At 73.0% G+C, this 17,053-nt stretch carries 17 protein-coding genes; 5 read left to right on the forward strand and 12 right to left on the reverse strand.

Annotation, left to right across the window (positions count from 1 at the left end; all coding sequences use genetic code 11):
• Nucleotides 1-22: 22 nt before the first annotated feature.
• A complete protein-coding gene (locus E1300_RS02575) occupies nt 23-1,135 on the forward strand; it encodes an alpha/beta hydrolase (RefSeq protein ID WP_131755225.1) in 1,113 nt (370 codons plus the stop codon).
• Nucleotides 1,136-1,352: 217 nt separating this feature from the next.
• Here the strand turns inward: E1300_RS02575 and E1300_RS02580 are convergent, their stop codons facing one another.
• From E1300_RS02580 to E1300_RS02610, 7 genes are all read right to left on the reverse strand, one after another.
• The gene (locus E1300_RS02580; RefSeq protein ID WP_131755226.1) at nt 1,353-2,540 is read right to left on the reverse strand and encodes an ABC transporter permease; all 1,188 of its coding nucleotides are present in this window, start codon (nt 2,538-2,540) and stop codon (nt 1,353-1,355) included.
• The gene (locus E1300_RS02585) at nt 2,537-3,187 is read right to left on the reverse strand and encodes an ABC transporter ATP-binding protein (RefSeq protein WP_131755342.1); all 651 of its coding nucleotides are present in this window, start codon (nt 3,185-3,187) and stop codon (nt 2,537-2,539) included. The genes E1300_RS02580 and E1300_RS02585 overlap by 4 nt, the downstream gene beginning before the upstream one ends.
• Before the next feature lie 70 nt (nt 3,188-3,257).
• Nucleotides 3,258-4,607: an efflux RND transporter periplasmic adaptor subunit gene (locus E1300_RS02590; RefSeq protein WP_165502647.1), complete on the reverse strand. Its 1,350-nt coding sequence runs from the start codon at nt 4,605-4,607 to the stop codon at nt 3,258-3,260.
• Nucleotides 4,608-4,705: 98 nt separating this feature from the next.
• Nucleotides 4,706-5,137: a hypothetical protein gene (locus E1300_RS02595; protein WP_131755228.1), complete on the reverse strand. Its 432-nt coding sequence runs from the start codon at nt 5,135-5,137 to the stop codon at nt 4,706-4,708.
• A 62-nt stretch (nt 5,138-5,199) separates the two neighbouring features.
• Nucleotides 5,200-5,994, reverse strand: a complete 795-nt coding sequence (gene proC / locus E1300_RS02600) for a pyrroline-5-carboxylate reductase (RefSeq protein WP_131755229.1) — start codon at nt 5,992-5,994, stop codon at nt 5,200-5,202.
• A gap of 9 nt (nt 5,995-6,003) precedes the next feature.
• Nucleotides 6,004-6,924, reverse strand: a complete 921-nt coding sequence (locus E1300_RS02605; RefSeq protein ID WP_131755230.1) for a proline dehydrogenase family protein — start codon at nt 6,922-6,924, stop codon at nt 6,004-6,006.
• Nucleotides 6,925-7,026: 102 nt separating this feature from the next.
• Nucleotides 7,027-7,689 carry an O-methyltransferase gene (locus E1300_RS02610; RefSeq protein ID WP_131755231.1) on the reverse strand — a complete coding sequence of 221 codons (663 nt, stop codon included), beginning with the start codon at nt 7,687-7,689 and terminating at the stop codon, nt 7,027-7,029.
• A 67-nt stretch (nt 7,690-7,756) separates the two neighbouring features.
• Between E1300_RS02610 and E1300_RS02615 the strand changes: the two genes are divergently transcribed.
• The gene (locus E1300_RS02615) at nt 7,757-8,407 is read left to right on the forward strand and encodes a TetR/AcrR family transcriptional regulator (protein WP_131755232.1); all 651 of its coding nucleotides are present in this window, start codon (nt 7,757-7,759) and stop codon (nt 8,405-8,407) included.
• Between the two features lie 216 nt (nt 8,408-8,623).
• Here E1300_RS02615 and E1300_RS02620 read toward each other — a convergent pair whose 3' ends face one another.
• The 5 genes from E1300_RS02620 to E1300_RS02640 all read right to left on the reverse strand — a co-directional run bounded on the left by E1300_RS02620 (nt 8,624) and on the right by E1300_RS02640 (nt 13,047).
• A complete protein-coding gene (locus E1300_RS02620) occupies nt 8,624-9,958 on the reverse strand; it encodes an LCP family protein (RefSeq protein WP_242618904.1) in 1,335 nt (444 codons plus the stop codon).
• 73 nt (nt 9,959-10,031) lie between these two features.
• Nucleotides 10,032-10,766, reverse strand: coding sequence for an ABC transporter permease (locus E1300_RS02625; protein ID WP_131755233.1), 735 nt, complete (start codon nt 10,764-10,766; stop codon nt 10,032-10,034).
• On the reverse strand, nt 10,763-11,494 hold the full coding sequence (locus tag E1300_RS02630) for an ABC transporter ATP-binding protein (RefSeq protein ID WP_131755234.1): 732 nt from the start codon (nt 11,492-11,494) through the stop codon (nt 10,763-10,765). The genes E1300_RS02625 and E1300_RS02630 overlap by 4 nt, the downstream gene beginning before the upstream one ends.
• 81 nt (nt 11,495-11,575) lie before the next feature.
• Nucleotides 11,576-12,166, reverse strand: coding sequence for a TetR/AcrR family transcriptional regulator (locus E1300_RS02635; RefSeq protein WP_131755235.1), 591 nt, complete (start codon nt 12,164-12,166; stop codon nt 11,576-11,578).
• Nucleotides 12,163-13,047 carry a sugar phosphate isomerase/epimerase family protein gene (locus tag E1300_RS02640; protein WP_131755236.1) on the reverse strand — a complete coding sequence of 295 codons (885 nt, stop codon included), beginning with the start codon at nt 13,045-13,047 and terminating at the stop codon, nt 12,163-12,165. The genes E1300_RS02635 and E1300_RS02640 overlap by 4 nt, the downstream gene beginning before the upstream one ends.
• 150 nt (nt 13,048-13,197) lie before the next feature.
• Here E1300_RS02640 and E1300_RS02645 point away from each other — a divergent pair, with 150 nt between their 5' ends.
• The 3 genes from E1300_RS02645 (at nt 13,198) to radA (ending at nt 17,013) form a co-directional block, all read left to right on the forward strand.
• Complete coding sequence (locus E1300_RS02645) at nt 13,198-13,896, forward strand: class I SAM-dependent methyltransferase (protein ID WP_131755237.1); 699 nt, start codon at nt 13,198-13,200, stop codon at nt 13,894-13,896.
• A 98-nt stretch (nt 13,897-13,994) separates the two neighbouring features.
• Nucleotides 13,995-15,092: an alpha/beta fold hydrolase gene (locus tag E1300_RS02650; protein WP_131755238.1), complete on the forward strand. Its 1,098-nt coding sequence runs from the start codon at nt 13,995-13,997 to the stop codon at nt 15,090-15,092.
• Between the two features lie 433 nt (nt 15,093-15,525).
• Nucleotides 15,526-17,013 carry a DNA repair protein RadA gene (radA, locus tag E1300_RS02655; protein WP_131755239.1) on the forward strand — a complete coding sequence of 496 codons (1,488 nt, stop codon included), beginning with the start codon at nt 15,526-15,528 and terminating at the stop codon, nt 17,011-17,013.
• Nucleotides 17,014-17,053 lie beyond the last annotated feature (40 nt).

Below are 17,053 nucleotides of genomic sequence, written 5' to 3' on the forward strand. Positions count from 1 at the left end.
AGAAACAGACAATGGGGTGCAGATGGATTCGCCTCTCCCCTCCAGGCCACCGGCGGAGGTCACCTCTCTGCCGCTGGCCGACATGGAGGCCGACACCGCGGCCGACACCGACGCGACCTCCCCTGATCCGGCACCCCGCACGCCGCGTCACGACCGCAGTCCCAGCGTCCGGAGCCGTGCCCTCAGCGGCGCGATCCGGCTGGGCGTCCGACCGTTCGTCCACCGCGTCCCGGGGCACGCCGGGAGCATCCGCACCGCACGCTCGACCGTGGACGCCGCGTCCCTGCTGATGCGGCACACCCAGCGCGTGCGGATCCTGCCGCTGCACGACCCGCAGGTCGAGACCGGCCGCCGCGAGCGCCCGGTCACCGGCGAGTGGGTCGTCACGCGCGAGGCCGAGGAGGTCCCGACCGACGGCGCGGTGCTGTACCTGCACGGCGGCGGCTACGTCGTCTGCTCGCCGCGCACGCACCGGCCGATCACCTCGCGGCTCGCGCTCGACACCGGGCTGCCGGTGCTCGTCCCGCGCTACCGGCTGGCACCCGAGCACCCGTTCCCCGCCCCGCTGGAGGACGCCGTCGCGGCCTACCGCTGGCTGCTCGCGCGCGGCGTCCCGGCGTCCGGCATCGTCGTCGCCGGCGACTCGGCCGGCGGGCACCTCGCCGCCGCGCTGGCGGGCGAGATCTGCCGGATCGGGCTGCCGAGCCCGGCGGGCGTCGTGCTCTACTCCCCGTGGGTGGATCTGACCTGCGAACTCTCCACCCAGGCGCAGAGCCGGGCACGCGACCCCTACATCAGCGCCCACTCGGCGCGCCGGGTCGCCCGCCTCGCGGTGGGGCCGGCCGGGTTCGAGGACCCGCGGCTGGCCCTGCTCACCTGCCCCTGGACCGACACGCCGCCCGTCCTGATCCAGGTCGGGGGCGCGGAGGTGCTGCGTCCGGAGGCGGAGGCGCTCGCGGAGGCGCTGACCGCCGCCGGGGCCGACTGCGAGCTCCAGGTGTGGAGGGGGCAGATGCACGTCTTCCAGATGCTGAACCGCGTGCTGCCGGAGGCGAGCGCGGCGATGCGGGAGACGGCCCGGTTCATTCGCGCCGTGACGACCGCCGCCCCTTCCGCGGCCGAGGCCGTCGCCTGAGGTTGGCGTCCAGCAGGGCCGCGGCGTGGTCGGCCATCAGCCGCGGAACGCGCAGTCCCAGCAGGACCTTACGGACGGCGGACGCCGGTAAGCCCAGCCCGGCGCCGTCGTCCGGCTTCTTCTCCATGACGGACCCCCGATTCAAGATCATCCGATCGTAACCGTCCGGAAGGTCCGTTCGCGGCCTATTTGAGATCTTGTTGTGGTGACCCCCGAGTCACTCGGCGCGGAGCGCGACGACCGGGTCGAGGCGGCCGGCGCGGCGGGCCGGGACGACGCCGAAGAACACCCCGACCGCGGCCGAGACGGCGAACGCGACCGCCGGCGACCACCAGGAGACCGCGGCGGGCACCGGCGACACGGCCGCGATCGTCAGCGCCGCGCCGACGCCGAGCAGGATGCCCGCCGTCCCGCCGAGCGTCGTCAGCAGCACGGCCTCGACGAGGAACTGGGCGAGGATGTCGCGCTGCCGCGCGCCGAGCGCCTTGCGCAGGCCGATCTCCCGGGTCCGCTCGCGGACCCCGACCAGCATGATGTTCGAGACGCCCACCCCGCCGACCAGCAGCGAGATCGCCGCGATCGCGGCCAGCACCCCGGTCAGCGCGCCGAGCACGGTGCCGATCGTCCCGAGCAGCTGCGTCTGCGTGATCGCGGAGAACTTCTCGCCCCGGTACTTGCGCTCCAGCGCGTCCACGACCTCGCTCTGGAGCCGCGGCACGTCGTCCTTCGTCCGCGCGCGGACGGCGATGTAGTCGACGCGGTCCACCCCGAACATGCGCTGCGCCGTCGTGATCGGGACGTGCGCCTCCGCGTCGCGCGCCTGGCCGAACGTCTGCCCGACCTCCGCCAGCACGCCGACCACCCGGAACCGGGTGCCGCCCGCGATCGCGACCTGCCGCCCGACCGGATCGACGTCGCCGAACAGCCGCCGGGCGAGATCGGAGCCGAGCACGACCACCCGGCGGCGCGTCTCCACGTCGGTGCGGCTGAGGTAGCGCCCGCGGCGCAGCGGCCGGTCGAACACGTTGCGGAGGTTCTCGTTCGCGCCGAGGACGCTCGCGAACGCCTGCTCGTGCCCGGCCCGGACCGTCTCGCCCGAGTTGAGCGCGACCGCGATGCCGCTCTCGTCGCCGGTGACGCGGCCGAGGTAGCCGACGTCCTCCAGCCGCATCCGGCTGATCGTCGGCGCCGAGCCGATGCCGAGCTCGCCCGGCGCGACGAAGACGATGTTGGAGCCGAGCCCCTCGATCTCCGTCCGGACGAGGTCGCGGGCGCCGGTGCCGATCGCGACGAGCACCACGACCGCGGCGACGCCGACCACCACCCCGAACATCGTCAGGACGCTCCGCAGCCGGTTGACGCGCAGCGCGTCGAACGCGACCCGGAACGACTCGGCGAACCTCACGCGGCCCCGCCTCCGGTGTCGCGCTCCACCCGGCCGTCCCGGAGATGGATCCGCCGCCGCGCCCGCTCGGCGATGTCCGGCTCGTGCGTGACGAGGACGACGGCGACGCCGCGCTCCCGGTTCAGGCGTTCGAGCAGGTCCATGACGTCGTGGCCGGTGCGGGTGTCGAGGTTGCCCGTCGGCTCGTCGGCGAGGACGACGCCGGGGTCGCCGACGAGGGCCCGCGCGATCGCGACGCGCTGCTGCTCGCCGCCGGACAGCTGCCCGGGACGGTGGCCGAGGCGGTGCCCGAGCCCGACCGCGGCGAGGGCCTCGCCCGCCCGGCGCCGCCGCTCCGCCCGCGGCACGCCCCGGTAGACGAGCGGCAGCGCGACGTTGTCCCGGGCGCTCGTCCGGGCGAGCAGGTGGAAGGACTGGAACACGAACCCGACCCGGGCGTTGCGCAGCTCGGCCAGCTCCCCGTCCGACAGGGCGGCGACGTCGCGGCCGCCGATCCGCAGCGTCCCGCCGGTCGGCCGGTCGAGGCAGCCGAGCAGGTGCATGAGCGTCGACTTGCCCGACCCGGACGGCCCGAGGATCGCGACGAACTCCCCCGCGCCGACCCGCAGGCTCACCCCGCGCAGGGCCGTGACGTCGACGCCCTCCATCCGGTAGGTGCGGGTGACGTCCACCGCCTCCAGGGCCGGCGGGCCGGGGCCGCTCACCGCGCGCCCGGGCTCACGGGTTCAGCTCCTGCCCCTGCTCGACGGAGTCCGCGCCGCGCACCACGATGCGCTCGCCCTCCCGCAACCCCCGCGTGACCTGCACGGACGCGTCGCCCTGCGCGCCGAGTCCGACCACGCGGCGCTGCGCGCGTCCGCCGGAGACCACCCACACGACCGAGTCCCGCCCGCTGCTGACGATGGCGGCGGACGGCACCGACAGCACGCCCCGCACCTCTCGGACCCGCAGGTCCACCACCGCGCTCATGCCCGGCTTCGGCCGCGGGGCCGTCCCGCCGCCGGGCAGGGTCCCGCGCCCGAGCGCGAGCGTGACCCGGTAGGTCACGCCGCCGCCGCTCGCCTCCTTCGGCGTGGCACCGACCCCCGTCACCTCCGCCGCGTACGCGCCGCCCGGCACGGCGTCGAACTCCACGCCGGCCTGCACGCCCTCCGTGACCTGGAGGACGTCCGTCTCGTCCACGTCGGCGACCAGGGACAGCTTCGAGACGTCCGTGACCGTGACGACCGCGTCCCCGCTGGAGACCGGCGCGCCGGTCGCGATGGACGAGGCGTCGGTGCCCGCGCCGCCGAGGCCCCCGAGCCCGGCCGTCCCCTGGGAACCGGCCTGCCCGGGAAGCCCGCCGATGAGGTCGCCGAGGTCCCGGGTCCCGCCTGCCGGGCCGCCGAGCCCCGCGACGCCGTCGAACGGCGCCTTGATCGTCAGCGCGGCCACCGTCCGCTCGGCGGCGCGCACGGCCGCCCGGGTCTGCACCCGCTGCGCGGCGGTGATCGACGAGAGCGTCGCGCCGACGCTGCCGAGCCCGGCGTCCAGCCTGGCCACAGCCGCCCGCGCCGCGTCGGCCGCCGTCCGGTACCGCGCCTCCGCCTGGGCGATCCCGGCGAGGACGAGCGCGCGCTGCTTAAGGTCCGCGATCCGCAGCGCGGTCTTGCGCGCGCTCGCGAAGCCGTCGCGGGCCGTCGCGTCCGTCCGGCGCTGGAACGCCGACAGATCGAGACCCGCGGGGACGCTCGTCCCGCCGCCGGACGCCGAGCGGTCGGCCTCGCGGGCCTCGGCGAGCTGCTCCTCGGCGCCCGGCGAGGCGATCTTCGCGAGGACCTCGCCCTCCCGGACGCGGTCGCCGTCGCCCACGTAGACGCGCCGGATCGTCCCCTGCGCGGGGGCGCGCAGCACCGCGGTCGCCCGGGCGGACACCGTGGCGGGCGCCTCGACCACCTCGGAGACGTCGGCCCGCTCCACCCGGCCGAGCCGCACCGTCCCGTGCCCCCCGCCGCCGGTGCACGCGCTGAGCTGCGCCGCGAGCAGGAGGCCGACCAGGACGGGCGGGAGGTAACGGCGGGGAGCCACGGGGGCATCGTAGGAGCGTTCCCGGCCATACCGGGGCGAACGGCCCAATGAGGCCATCCACCCCTTCTGGGGCGCCGGTGCACCAGCGGGGCGTCCGATCAGACGCTGTGAGCGGCCTCGTGGTCGGCCGAGCGCTCCCGCCGGGCCGCGGGCCTGACCGTGAAGAACCCGACCAGCGCCGCGAGCGTCGCGATGCCCTCCCCGACCAGGCTGATCGTCTTCTCCGTGTACCAGACCGGCTCGTACATCGCCGGCAGCGGCCCGAGCGCGCCCACGTCCACGTAGTAGTAGAGCAGCAGCGCCCCCGTCGCGCTCCCCGCCACGAGGAACGACAGCGCGTACGACCAGCGCCGGGCATAGGTCAGAATGATCACCGCGGTGACGCCCGCCACCGCGGCCTGGATCCGGAACAGCAGGTCACCGTCGATCGAACCGCCCTGCACGAAGGCCATGTCGGGAGCGAACTTCCAGTGGACGATGGCGTCGGCGGCCAGTCCGGCGGCGATGAGCAAGCGCAGGATGAGTCCCATGTTCCTTACACGGGCGGGACCCCCCGGCCGGCTCAACGGTTGAGCATTAAAATTTCATGAGATCAGCCGCCGGCCAGCTCCCGGCCCCGGTTGCGGGCGGACTCGATGGCCTCCAGCACCGCGGCCCGCACCCCGTGCCGCTCCAGCTCCCGGATCGCCGCGATCGTCGTCCCGCCCGGCGACGTCACCGCCTCGCGCAGCAGCACCGGGTGCTCGCCGGAGTCCCGCAGCATCACCGCCGCGCCCACCGCCGACTGGATCACCATCTCCAGCGCGGCGGCCCGCGGCATGCCGAGCAGGATGCCCGCGTCCACCATCGCCTCGACGAGGTAGTAGAAGTACGCCGGACCGCTGCCCGACAGCGCGGTCGCGCCGTCCTGGAGCGACTCGGGGATGCGCAGCACCTTCCCGACCGGCGACAGCAGCTCCTCCGCCAGCCTCAGGTGCTCCTCCCCCGCGTGCGCCCCCGCGGAGATGACGCTCATGGCCTCGTCCACGTGCACGGGCGTGTTCGACATGACCCGCACCACCGGCACGCCGTCCGGCAACCGCTGCTCGATGAACGGCGTCGTGATCCCCGCCGCCATCGACACCACCAGCCGCCCCGCCGGAACGTGCGGCCCCACCTCGTCCAGCAGGGCGCCCATGTCCTGCGGCTTCACCGCGAGGACGAGCGTGCTCGCCTTCGCGGCCGCCTCCACGTTCGACACCACCTCGATGCCGTACCGCTCCCGAAGCAGCGCCCCGCGCTCCTCCCGGCGCGCGGTCGCCATCAGCTCCGACGGCCGCCGCCCCGCCCGGAGCACCCCGGACAGCAGCGCCTCGCCCATCTTCCCCGCACCAAGAATCGCAATCATGAGGGGATTTTATTTGCGGGACGTCAGTGAGCGGACGAAGAAGCGGAGGTTGGCGGGCCTCTCGGCGAGCCGCCGCATGAAATACGCGTACCACTCGCGGCCATAGGCGACGTACACGCGCACCTGGGCGCCCTCCCTCGCCAGACGGCGCTGCTCCTGCGGGCGGACCCCGTACAGCATCTGGTACTCGAACGACCCCGCGTCCCGGTCGTGCAGGACGGCGAGCGCCGCCGCCATGTCGATCAGCCGGGGATCGTGCGTCGCGATCATCGGGTGCCCCCGGCCCGCCATCAGGATCTTCATGCACCGCACATAGGACTTGTCGATCTCGTCCTTGGCCGTGAACGCCACCGGCTCCGGCGCGGCGTAGGCGCCCTTGCACAGCCGGACACGCGACCCCTCGTAGGCCAGCTCGGCGCAGTACTCCTCCGCCCGCCGCAGGTACGCTTGGATCACGGCGCCGGTGTCGGGGAAGTCGCGCCGCAGCTCATGGACGATCCGGAGCGTGGCGTCGACCGAGGCGTGCTCCTCCATGTCGACGGTCACGGTCGTCCCGACGGTGCGGGCGGCCGCGCAGATGCGCCGCGCCCCGTCCAGCGCGAGGTCCTCGTCCAGCGTCAGCCCGACCGCCGACAGCTTCACCGACACCTCGGCGCGCGGACCGAGGCCCATCGCACCGAGCCGGTCGAGCAGCTCCGCGTAGTGCCGGACGTTCGCCTCGACCTGCTCCTTGTCCCGGGTGTCCTCACCGAGGACGTCCAGGGACACGAGCAGCCCCTCGCCGGTCAGCTCCCCGGTGACGCGCAGGGCGTCGCCGATCGTCTCACCCGCCACGAACCGGCGGACGACGTCCCGGGTGACCGGCGCGCGCTCCACGAGCCTGCGCACCCCCTCACTGCGCGAAGCCGCCAGCAACGCCTGACGAAGCACTGGTGAACCCCTTGTCCGGAGGGCCCGAGCCACCCTCCCTCACCAGCCTATGCCCCGAGAAACGCCCTCCAGATGTGCGCGGGCACGGTAGTCCGTCGCCGCTCAGAGGCGGCAGCTGATCTCCATGCCGTCCTCGACGGGAAACGTCACGCTCTGGTATCCGTTCGCCGGGTCGCGTACGTAGTCGAGGTACGGCCGCAGGCCGCTCAGGCCGACGTCGTCGGCCACGACGAGCGTGCCGGGCCGCAGACGCGGTTCGAGAAGCCGCAGGACGGGCAGGCACAGCTCCTTCCAGCCGTCCAGCAGGACGAAGTCCGCGGGGTCGTCGAGGCCGCGGAGGGTGTCGCGGGCGTCTCCCTCCAGCACGGTGATCAGGTCGTCCAGGCCGGTCTCGGCGAAGGTCCGGCGGGCTGCGGCGATCTTGTCCGTGCTGAGTTCGGTGGTGATGACGCGTCCGGTGCCGTTGTCCCGTACGGCCGCCGCCAGGTACAGCGTGGAGATCCCGAAGGACGTGCCGAACTCGACGACCGTGGCCGGGCGGACGGCCCGGACCAGGTTGTAGAGCAGTTCCCCGCCGCTGGCAGAGATCGGCATGTAGACCTCCGCCACGGCGTCGGCCCGCTCCTGGGGTGTCAGCGGCTCGAACCCGCCGGGCAGTTCCGCGCCGACGCGCCCGACAGTGACCTCGTCCTGCTCGGCTCGCTCGAACATCCGGCCGAGGGCCGCCTGGACGCGGGGGTCGGCAAGCGTGTGGGTAGGTGTCATGCAAGCTAGAGTAGACGCAACGTTGCGTTGCGTCTAGAGGGCGATACCCTGACCGGCGGGAGGCGGAATGGCACCTGCGACAGGCGCCGCCGAGGCGAGCGGCACCGGCGGATCGGGGCGGCGTCACCACGGCAACCGGCACGGACGCAGCGAACAGGCCCGGCTGGCGGTGCTGGAGGTGGCCGACGGCCTGCTCATCGAGAAGGGCTTCGCGGGCGTCACGATGGAAGGCATCGCCGCCCGGGCCGGTGTGGCCAAGCAGACCATCTACCGCTGGTGGAAGAGCAAGACCGATGTCCTGATGGACGCCTTCCTCCAGGACGCGACCGAGGACCTCACGGCTCCCGATACCGGCGACATCGCCCTCGACCTCCGCGACTACCTACGCCGACTGGCGTGGTTCCTCAGCGAGTCCGACCCCGGCGCCGTCTTCAAGGCGCTGATCGCCCAAGCGCAGCACGACCCGGTGTTCGCCCAGGACTTCCGGTCCCGCTACCTCGACGGGCAACGCCGCCGCGACCGCCTGCCGTTGGAGCGGGCCGTGGACAGGGGCCAACTGCCTGCGAACCTCGACATGACGGCCGAGACGGACCAGCTCGTAGGCCCTCTCTACTACCGCGTGCTGGTCACCGACGAACCAATCAGCCACGATTTCATCGACGACCTCATCGACGCGTTCCTCCGAAGGCACAACCTGACGGCACAGACGAAGCCCTGACCGCCCCAGAACCTGCTGAATGACGCGCGCGGGCACAAAACCCCACGTCCGAACCTAAAGCGTCAGCGACCCGAGCGTTGCGATCGCGTGCGAAGCCAGTGCCGAGCCTGCGAGGCACTGATCGCGCAGTGAGCCGCCAGGCGAGCCGGAGCGATGCAGCGATCGCCGCAAGGCCCGTTGAAGGAGGGCCTTCAGGGCCCGACGCCAAGGGCGTTGCTATGACACACTCCCCAGGCCGTGGCCGCCGGGGTGTTGTTTGACGTAGTCGGGCATCTCGGCGGTCTTGACGGCGTTGAAGAGCTGCCGGGCCTTGGTGCCGTCGAGGAGGACGACGCTCTGCTTGCCGCGCATGCCGGTTCCCTTGTAGGGCGCCGTCAGGAACGTCACGTCGGAGGCGCGGAGGTGGCGCATGCTCAGCGCGAGCGAGCGGAGCTTGCCCGCGGAGACGCTCTCGTCCACGCTGATGGACTTGGTGAACGCCGACAGGAACCGGTCGAGCTTGAGCGGGTTGCTGAGCGTGCCGCCGGCGGCGGCCTGCTGGGCGAGCGCGCCGAGGAAGGCCTGCTGGCGCCTGATCCGGTCGAAGTCGCCGTTCGGCAGGTTGTAGCGCTGCCGGACGAACAGCAGGGCCTTCTCGCCGTCGAGCTTCTGCCGTCCGGCCTCCCAGCGGACCTTGCGGGCCGGGTCGTACACGCTCTGCTTGATCGTGACGGTGACGCCGCCGAGCGCGTCCGTCATGGACTTGAAGCCGGCGAAGTCGATGGCGCCGTAGTGGTCGACGCGGATGCCGGTGAGGCCCTCGACGGTCTCGATCAGCAGTTTCGGGCCGCCGTAGGAGAACGCGGCGTTGATCTTCTGGTTGCCGTAGCCGGGGACCTCGACCCAGGAGTCGCGCGGGAACGAGATCACGTACGCCTTGCTCCGGTCGGCCGGCAGGTGCAGCAGCATGATCGTGTCGGTGCGCTGCTGGCCGGGCTTCCAGACGGCCTCGCCGTCCCCGGTGGTGCCGGTCTCGGCGCGCGAGTCGGATCCGACGAGCAGCCAGTTCTCGGTGCCGGTCACGTTCGGGCCGGGACGCTTGGCGTCGTCGCCGGGCAGCGCCCCCTTGATCCGGTCGATGTTGCCGTTGTAGGCGGACTGGCGCTGCCAGATCAGCCCGCCGAGCCCCGCCACGATCAGGGCCAGGAACACGCCGACGGCGATGAGGATCCGCGGCCAGCGGCGCTTGCGCGGCTTGCGGTGCCCCGGTCCCTCGCCGTCGCCGCCGTCACCGTCCCCCGGGACGGGCAGCGTTCCGAGACCGCCCAGCCCAGGCGGGGCCGCCTCGGCCGCCGGGCCACCCGGTCCGCCCGGTCCGCCTGTGCCCGCCGAACCACCTCGACCGGCCGGAGCGCCGTGACCCATCGGAGCGCCCTGACCCGTGGGGCCGCCCGTGGCTCCGGAGGCGCCCGGGGCCCGCGGGACGCCGGACGCGGCGAGCCCGTCGTGCGGTCGGGGGGACGCGTCGGGCCGCCGCGGCGCGGACGGGCCGTTGGGGTCTCGGGGGGTCATGGCGCCGAAGCTACCAGCAGAGTCCGGCCGGGAAGGCCCACTTGACACGAGGTGTCCGTTTCGGACGGTCGGGTCAGGCGGTCCGGCGGCGCAGCGTCGCGGCGCCGAGCAGCAGCGCGACCAGCGTGAATCCGGCGATCACGACGACGTCGACCGTCAGCGTACCGGTGAAGTCGGGCCGGCGGCTGATCTCGTGCATGCCCTCGACCGCGTACGTCAGCGGCAGCACCTTGGAGGTCGCCTCAAGCCAGGACGCCATGTCCTCGCGCGGGACGATCAGCCCGCACAGCAGCGTCTGCGGCAGCACGAACGCCGGCATGAACTGGACGGCCTGGAACTCGGTCCGGGCGAACGCGCTGGCGAACAGGCCGAGCGCCATGCCGAGCAGCGCGTCCAGCACCGCGACGAGCACGAGCGACCCGAGCGAGCCGTTGAGGTCCAGGCCGAGCCAGGTGAGCGCGATCGCGAGGACGACCGCGACCTGGACCAGCGCGACGAGCCCGAACGCGAGCGCGTAGCCGAGCAGCAGGTCCAGCTTGCCGGCCGGCATGGTCATGAGCCGCTCCAGCGTGCCGCCCGTCCGCTCGCGCAGCGTGGCGACGCTGGTCACGATGAACATGATCACGAAGGGGAACAGGCCGAGCAGCAGCGGGCCGACCCGGTCGAAGAGCTGCGGCTGGTCGAACACGTACCGCAGCAGGATCATGAGCAGGCTGGGCACGCCGATCAGCATGCCGAGCGTGCGGTGGTCGTTCTTGAGCTGGGCGAGGATGCGCCGCGTCGTCGCCAGGGTGATCGCGGGGTTCATGCCGGGCTCCCCGCGTGCTCCTTGATCAGCTGGAGGAAGGCGCCCTCCAGGTCGTCCGCGCCGGTGCGGGAGCGCAGCGCCTCGGGGGCGCCGTCGGCGAGGACGCGGCCCTCGCGCATCAGCAGCAGCCGGTCGGTGCGTCCCGCCTCGTCCATGACGTGGCTGGACACGATCAGCGTGGTGCCGCGGTCGGCGAGCGCGCGGAACAGCTCCCACAGCTCCTCGCGCAGGACCGGGTCGAGGCCCACCGTCGGCTCGTCGAGGACGAGGAGCTCGGGCGTGCCGAGCAGCGCGACGGCGAGGTTGACGCGGTTGAGCTGCCCGCCGGACAGGGTGGAGACGACCTGGTCGCGCTGCTTGCCGAGGCCCACCTCATCGACGACGCGGTCCACGTCCGAGCGCGGGGCGCGCAGCACGGACGCGAAGTAGCGCAGGTTCTCGGCGACGCTCAGGTCGGCGTAGACGGCGGGCGTCTGCGTCGCGTACCCGACGCGGTGCCGCAGGCCGCGCGAGCCGGCGGCGTCGCCGAGCACGGTCACCGTGCCGCTGTCGACGATCTGGACGCCGACGAGCGCCCGCATCAGCGTCGTCTTGCCGCAGCCGCTCGGTCCGAGCAGCCCGACGACGGCGCCCCGCGGCACGTCGAACGTGATCCGGTGCAGTACCTCCCGGCCGCCGCGGACCACGCACAGGTCGCGGACGTCGACCGCCGGACTAGAACTCATCATGTGTTGAATTTATGTCGGCACGGAGGCCCGGTCAAGGGCACGCCGGAGGAGACCTCCGTCACGGAGGAGCGAAAGCCGGGATCAGCCGAAGTAGCGCTGGAGGGCGGGGGCGACGAGCTCCACGAGCTCGTCCTCGGACGCGGACGCCATCGGCTCGACGCGCAGGACGTACCGCAGGATCATCAGCCCGATCATCTGCCCGGCGGCCGCCTGGATCCGGATCTGCGGGACGCCGGCGACCTCCCCCGCGCGGGCGAACAGGGCCGAGGTGACGAACTCGCGCATCAGCGCGGCCGCCTTCTCGTTCGTCATCGCCGACCGGAGCATCGCGAGCAGCGGCGCGCGCCGCGCGGCGTCGCCCCACACGCCGAGGAAGGTGCGGACCATGACCTCGCCGAGCCTCTCGCGCGGCCCGGACATGATCTGCGGCAGCAGGACGGACGGGTCCACCGGGAAGCGCATCGCCTCGATGAACACGCCCTCCTTGTTGCCGAAGAAGTGGTGCACGAGGGCCGGGTCCACCCCGGCGGCGCGGGCGATGGCGCGCAGCGAGGCGCCGTCGTAGCCCTTCTCGGCGAACAGCTCGCGGGCCTCCGCCAGGATCGCCTCGCGCGTCTCGGTCGGGCCCGGGCGGCGCCCAGGGCCCCGCGCGGGGCGCGCCGCCTGCGTCACCGCGCCCCTCGGCGGGTGACCTCCCCGCCGGAGGTGACCTGCCAGGTCCGGTCGGCGGCGGCCAGGTGCAGCCGGGCGAACGCCAGGGCCTCGGCGAGGTCCTCCATGCGCTCGGCGCGGCTGGACGCGCGCCGCGTGTTGACCTCCAGCACGACGTGCCCGTGGAAGCCCCCCTCGGCGAGGGACTCCAGCATCGGCCCGCAGGGCTGGTTGCCGCGCCCCGGGACGAGGTGCTCGTCCTTGTTCGTGATGCCGACCCCGTCCGCCAGGTGGACGTGGCGGAGCCGGTCCCCGAGGCTGTCCGCCATCTCCAGGGCGTCGGACCCCGACACCGCCGTATGCGACAGGTCGAGCGTGACGTACGGGTAGTCCTGGTCGACGGGATTCCAGTCGGGCAGGTACATGCCCGCCTCCGCCCCGCGCGCCTTCAGCGGGAACATGTTCTCGACCGCGAACAGGACGTCCGTCTCGTCCTGCATGCGCGCGAGCCCCTCGACGAACTCCCGCGCGTAGTCGCGCTGCCAGCGGAACGGCGGATGGACGACGACGACGTCCGCGCCCAGCTCCTCCGCGACCTCCTTGGAGCGGATGAGCTTGCCCCACGGCTCGCGTCCCCACACCCGCTGGGTGAGCAGCAGGCAGGGCGCGTGGATCGACTTGATCGGCACCTGGTGGTAGTCGGAGAGGCGGCGCAGGACGTTGAGGTCCTGCGAGGAGGCGTCGGTGGAGACCATCACCTCGATGCCGTCGTACCCCAGCAGAGCGGCGATCTCGAAGGCGCTCGGCACCTTCTCCGGATAGACCGACGCGGTGGAAAGCGTGATCGGCGCGTCCGGAACGCGAATGGCCGGTGGAAAGGCGCCGTTGTGCTGCGGGGTCAAGGCTCCCTCGCCAGGAATGATCGCTCGCCAGTGTTCGTAACGAAAGCCTATGCGCCTACGGCGGTGTTGAAACCCTCGCCCCGGGTGATCCGCGCTGCCCCGCGGGCGCTCCGCGCGGCCCGTGCCGGCGGGCGGCTACGCTCTGCGTCCGTGGCCGAGATCGCACCGGGTGCCGTGCCGAGCCCCAACATCTGGAACTCGCCGCAGGTCTACGAGGTGGAGAACCGCGCGGTCGATCCCGACGGGCTGATCGAAACGGCGATGCGCGCCGTCCGCCCGTGGCAGGGTGCGACCGTTCTGGACCTCGGCTGCGGCACCGGATTCCATTTGCCGCGTTTCGCCGCGGACGCGGAACGGGTGATCGGCGTCGAGCCGCACTCCGGCCTCGCCGCCGCCGCGCGCCGCCGCGTGAAGGACCTCTCGAACGTGACCGTCCGCGTCGGCGCGGCCCAGGCGCTCCCCCTCCCGGACGCGTCGGTGGACGTCGTCCACGTCCGCTGGGCGTACTTCTTCGGACCGGGCTGCGAGCCCGGCCTCGCCGAGCTCGACCGCGTCGTCCGGCGCGGCGGCGCGATCTTCATCATCGACAACGACGCCACGCGGTCCACGTTCGGCCGCTGGTTCCAGCGGAGCCTCCCGACGTACGACCCCGAGGCGGTGGAGCGCTTCTGGACGCGCCAGGGCTTCTCCCGCGAGCCTTTGACGATCCGCTGGTCGTTCCAGAGCCGCGCGGACCTGGCCGCCGTCCTGCGGATCGAATTCCCCCCGGACCTCGCGAAAGCCTGCCTTCGCGAGCACAAGGGACTTGAGGTGGACTACGCGGTGAATCTGTGGTGGCGTTGCCCCTAGGTTACTGACTAGTCGGTCACACTCGCCCCCGCGGTCTGGCCGTTACTGGACCCGCTGTACAACACTTGCCTCCATCCGAGGAACGGGAGGAACGACCCATGAGCCGTGCCGCCAGGACGAGCCGCATCGCCCCGGCAGGGGCGCCCCTCCGCCGGCCGGGCCGCGGCGTCCTCGCCGCCACCGCCCTCGGCGCGGCGGGCGCCGGAGCCGGGATCGCCGCCCAGCGCCGCGCCATGCGCCGCCTCCAGCTCCGTCCCGACCCGTACGCGGGCGAGCCCTTCGGCGCGCTGCGCGGCCGCCCCGTCCCCGTCCGCGCCGGCGACGGGACCCGCCTGTACGCCGAGATCGACGGCGACGACCGCACCGACCTCGCCGTCGTGTTCTCGCACGGCTGGACCCTCACCCAGGACTCCTGGCACTTCCAGCGCAAGGCCCTGCGCGGCCTCGGCCGCCTCGTCTTCTGGGACCAGCGCGGCCACGGCCGCTCCGACGGCGGCGCCCGCGACGGCTACGCGATCCCCCGCCTCGCCGCCGACCTCGCCGCCGTCATCGACGCCACCGTCCCCGCCGGCACCCCCGTCGTCCTCGTCGGCCACTCCATGGGCGGCATGACGATCATGCGCTACGCCGACGACCACCCGGACGAGATCGGCCGCCGCGTCGTCGCCACCGGCCTGCTCTGCACGTCCTCCGGCGGCCTCGGCGAGGTCACCCTCGGCATGCCCGCCCTCCTGGCGCGCGCCACCCACCGCCTCCTCCCCCGCGCCCTCCGCGCCATCGGCGCGAGCTCGGCCGCCATCGAGAAGGTCCGCCACCTCGGCCGCGACGGCTCCATGCTCATCGAGGACCTCATCGCCTTCGGCCCCGACGCCAGCCCCGCCGCCGTCGCGTTCGCCGAGCAGATGATGGCCGACACCCGCATGGACGCCCTCATCGACTTCTTCCACTCGATGATCACGCACGACGTCATCAGCGAGTGCGCGTCCCTCGCCGGCGCCGACACCCTGGTCATCGGCGCGGAGCACGACATGCTCACCCCCGTCGAGCACAGCCTCAAGATCGCCGGCTGCGCCGACTCCGCCCGCCTGGAGGTCGTCCCCGGCGCCGGACACATGGCCATGCTGGAGCGCCCCAGCATCGTCTCCGACCACCTGGGCGACCTCATCGAACGCGCCCGCAAGTCCATCTCCGCCTGAGCCGGGCCGCGGGCCGACCGGGGCACCTCCGCACCTCGACCGGCCCGCGGGCAGGCGACCGTCCATGTGTGGACTAAGAACCACCGCCGCCCGGACAGAAGGACGACGCCCCGGGGTCCTTGCATGCCTGGGCGCCGCCGAACCGCCGAGCGGACGCTAGGCAGGAAGCTGAACCCGCGCGTAGGAAGGTGAGCGGTCACGTGAGGCGGCGCGCAGAGCGTCCCGAACGGCTGACCTGGAGGCGAGGCAGGAGGTCCACCCGCGCGTGGGAAGGTGCGCGGTCACGTGAGGGGGCGCGCGTCGTCTGGACTGAGGAGGAAGCGAGCGCAAGCGAGCGCCCGACGAGGGAAGACGGCGCGTAAAGCGCCCCCGAACCGCCGAGCGGACGCGAGGCAATCCAGCACTGTCGGTCGGGGGGCTTACGCTTCGGCGCATGGCGAAGGTGAAGGCGGCGAAGGCGTCGTATCGCTGCTCGGAGTGCGGGTGGCAGACGTCGAAGTGGGTGGGGCGCTGCGGCGAGTGCCAGACGTGGGGGACGGTGACGGAGGCGGCGTCGGCGACTCCGGCGCGGGTGGTGAGTGCGGGGCCGGTGAGTGCGCCGGCGCGTCCGATCGGGCAGGTGGACGTGCGGTCGGCGCAGACGCGGCCGACGGGGTTGGACGAGTTGGACCGGGTGCTGGGCGGCGGGATCGTGCCCGGGGCGGTGCTGTTGCTGGCGGGTGAGCCGGGGATCGGGAAGTCGACGTTGCTGCTGGAGGTGGCGGCGTTGGCGTCGACGCGTCCGGCGGCGGGCGCGGAGGCGGAGGCGGGCGCGGAGGCCGCAGCGGGAGCAGGGGCGGACGCCGCGGCGGGACGGGTGGCGGCGAGTCCGGTGCTGTACGTGACGGGTGAGGAGTCGGCGGAGCAGGTGCGGTTGCGCGCGGACCGGGTCGGCGCGATCACTGACCGGTTGTATCTGGCGGCCGAGCTGGAGCTGTCGGCGGTGCTGGGGCATATCGACGCGGTGCAGCCGACGTTGCTGGTGGTCGATTCGATCCAGACGATCGGGACGTCGGAGGTGGACGGGGCGCCGGGGGGTGTGACGCAGATCCGGGAGGTGGCGGCGAACCTGATCCGGGTGGCGAAGGAGCGCGGCATCACGGTGGTGCTGGTGGGCCATGTCACGAAGGAGGGGACGATCGCGGGGCCGCGGCTGCTGGAGCATCTGGTGGACGTGGTGCTCTACTTCGAGGGGGACCGGCATTCGCGGCTGCGGATGATCCGCGCGGTGAAGAACCGGTACGGGCCGACGGACGAGCTGGGTTGTTTCGATCTGTCCGAGGTCGGGATCGTGGGATTGCCGGATCCGAGCGGGTTGTTCCTGACGCGGCGGGAGGAGCCGGTGCCGGGGACGTGCGTGACGGTGACGCTGGAGGGGCGGCGTCCGCTGGTGGCGGAGGTGCAGGCGCTGGTGGCGAAGTCGCATCTGCCGGCGCCGCGGCGGGCGACGTCGGGGCTGGACACGTCGCGTGTCGCGATGGTGCTGGCGGTGCTGGCGCAGCGCTGCAAGATCTCCATGCATGAGCAGGACGTGTACGTCTCCACGGTCGGGGGCGTGCGGCTGGCGGAGACGTCGGTGGACCTGGCGCTGGCGCTGTCGGTGGCGGGGTCGACGGTGGAGCAGGCGCTGTCGAACAGCCTGATCGCGCTGGGGGAGGTGGGGCTGGCGGGCGAGGTGCGGGTGGTGCCGGGGGTGCAGCGGCGGCTGGCGGAGGCGGCGCGGCTGGGGTTCAAGTACGCGGTCGTTCCGCGCGGTTCGCTGGAGCTCGCGGACGGCCCACTGAAACGGGCAGATCCGCAGTTGTCCAGCTATGAGGGGATGAAGGTGATGGAGGTGGACAGCCTTCAGCAGGCGCTCCAGGTGGCCTTTACCGCTCCGTAACGCGGATCACGCCAGAGTATTACCTCCCGCGGTCCACGCT

The sequence above is a fragment of the Actinomadura fibrosa genome (genome assembly GCF_900659615.1).
Taxonomy (GTDB): Bacteria; Actinomycetota; Actinomycetes; order Streptosporangiales; family Streptosporangiaceae; genus Spirillospora; species Spirillospora fibrosa.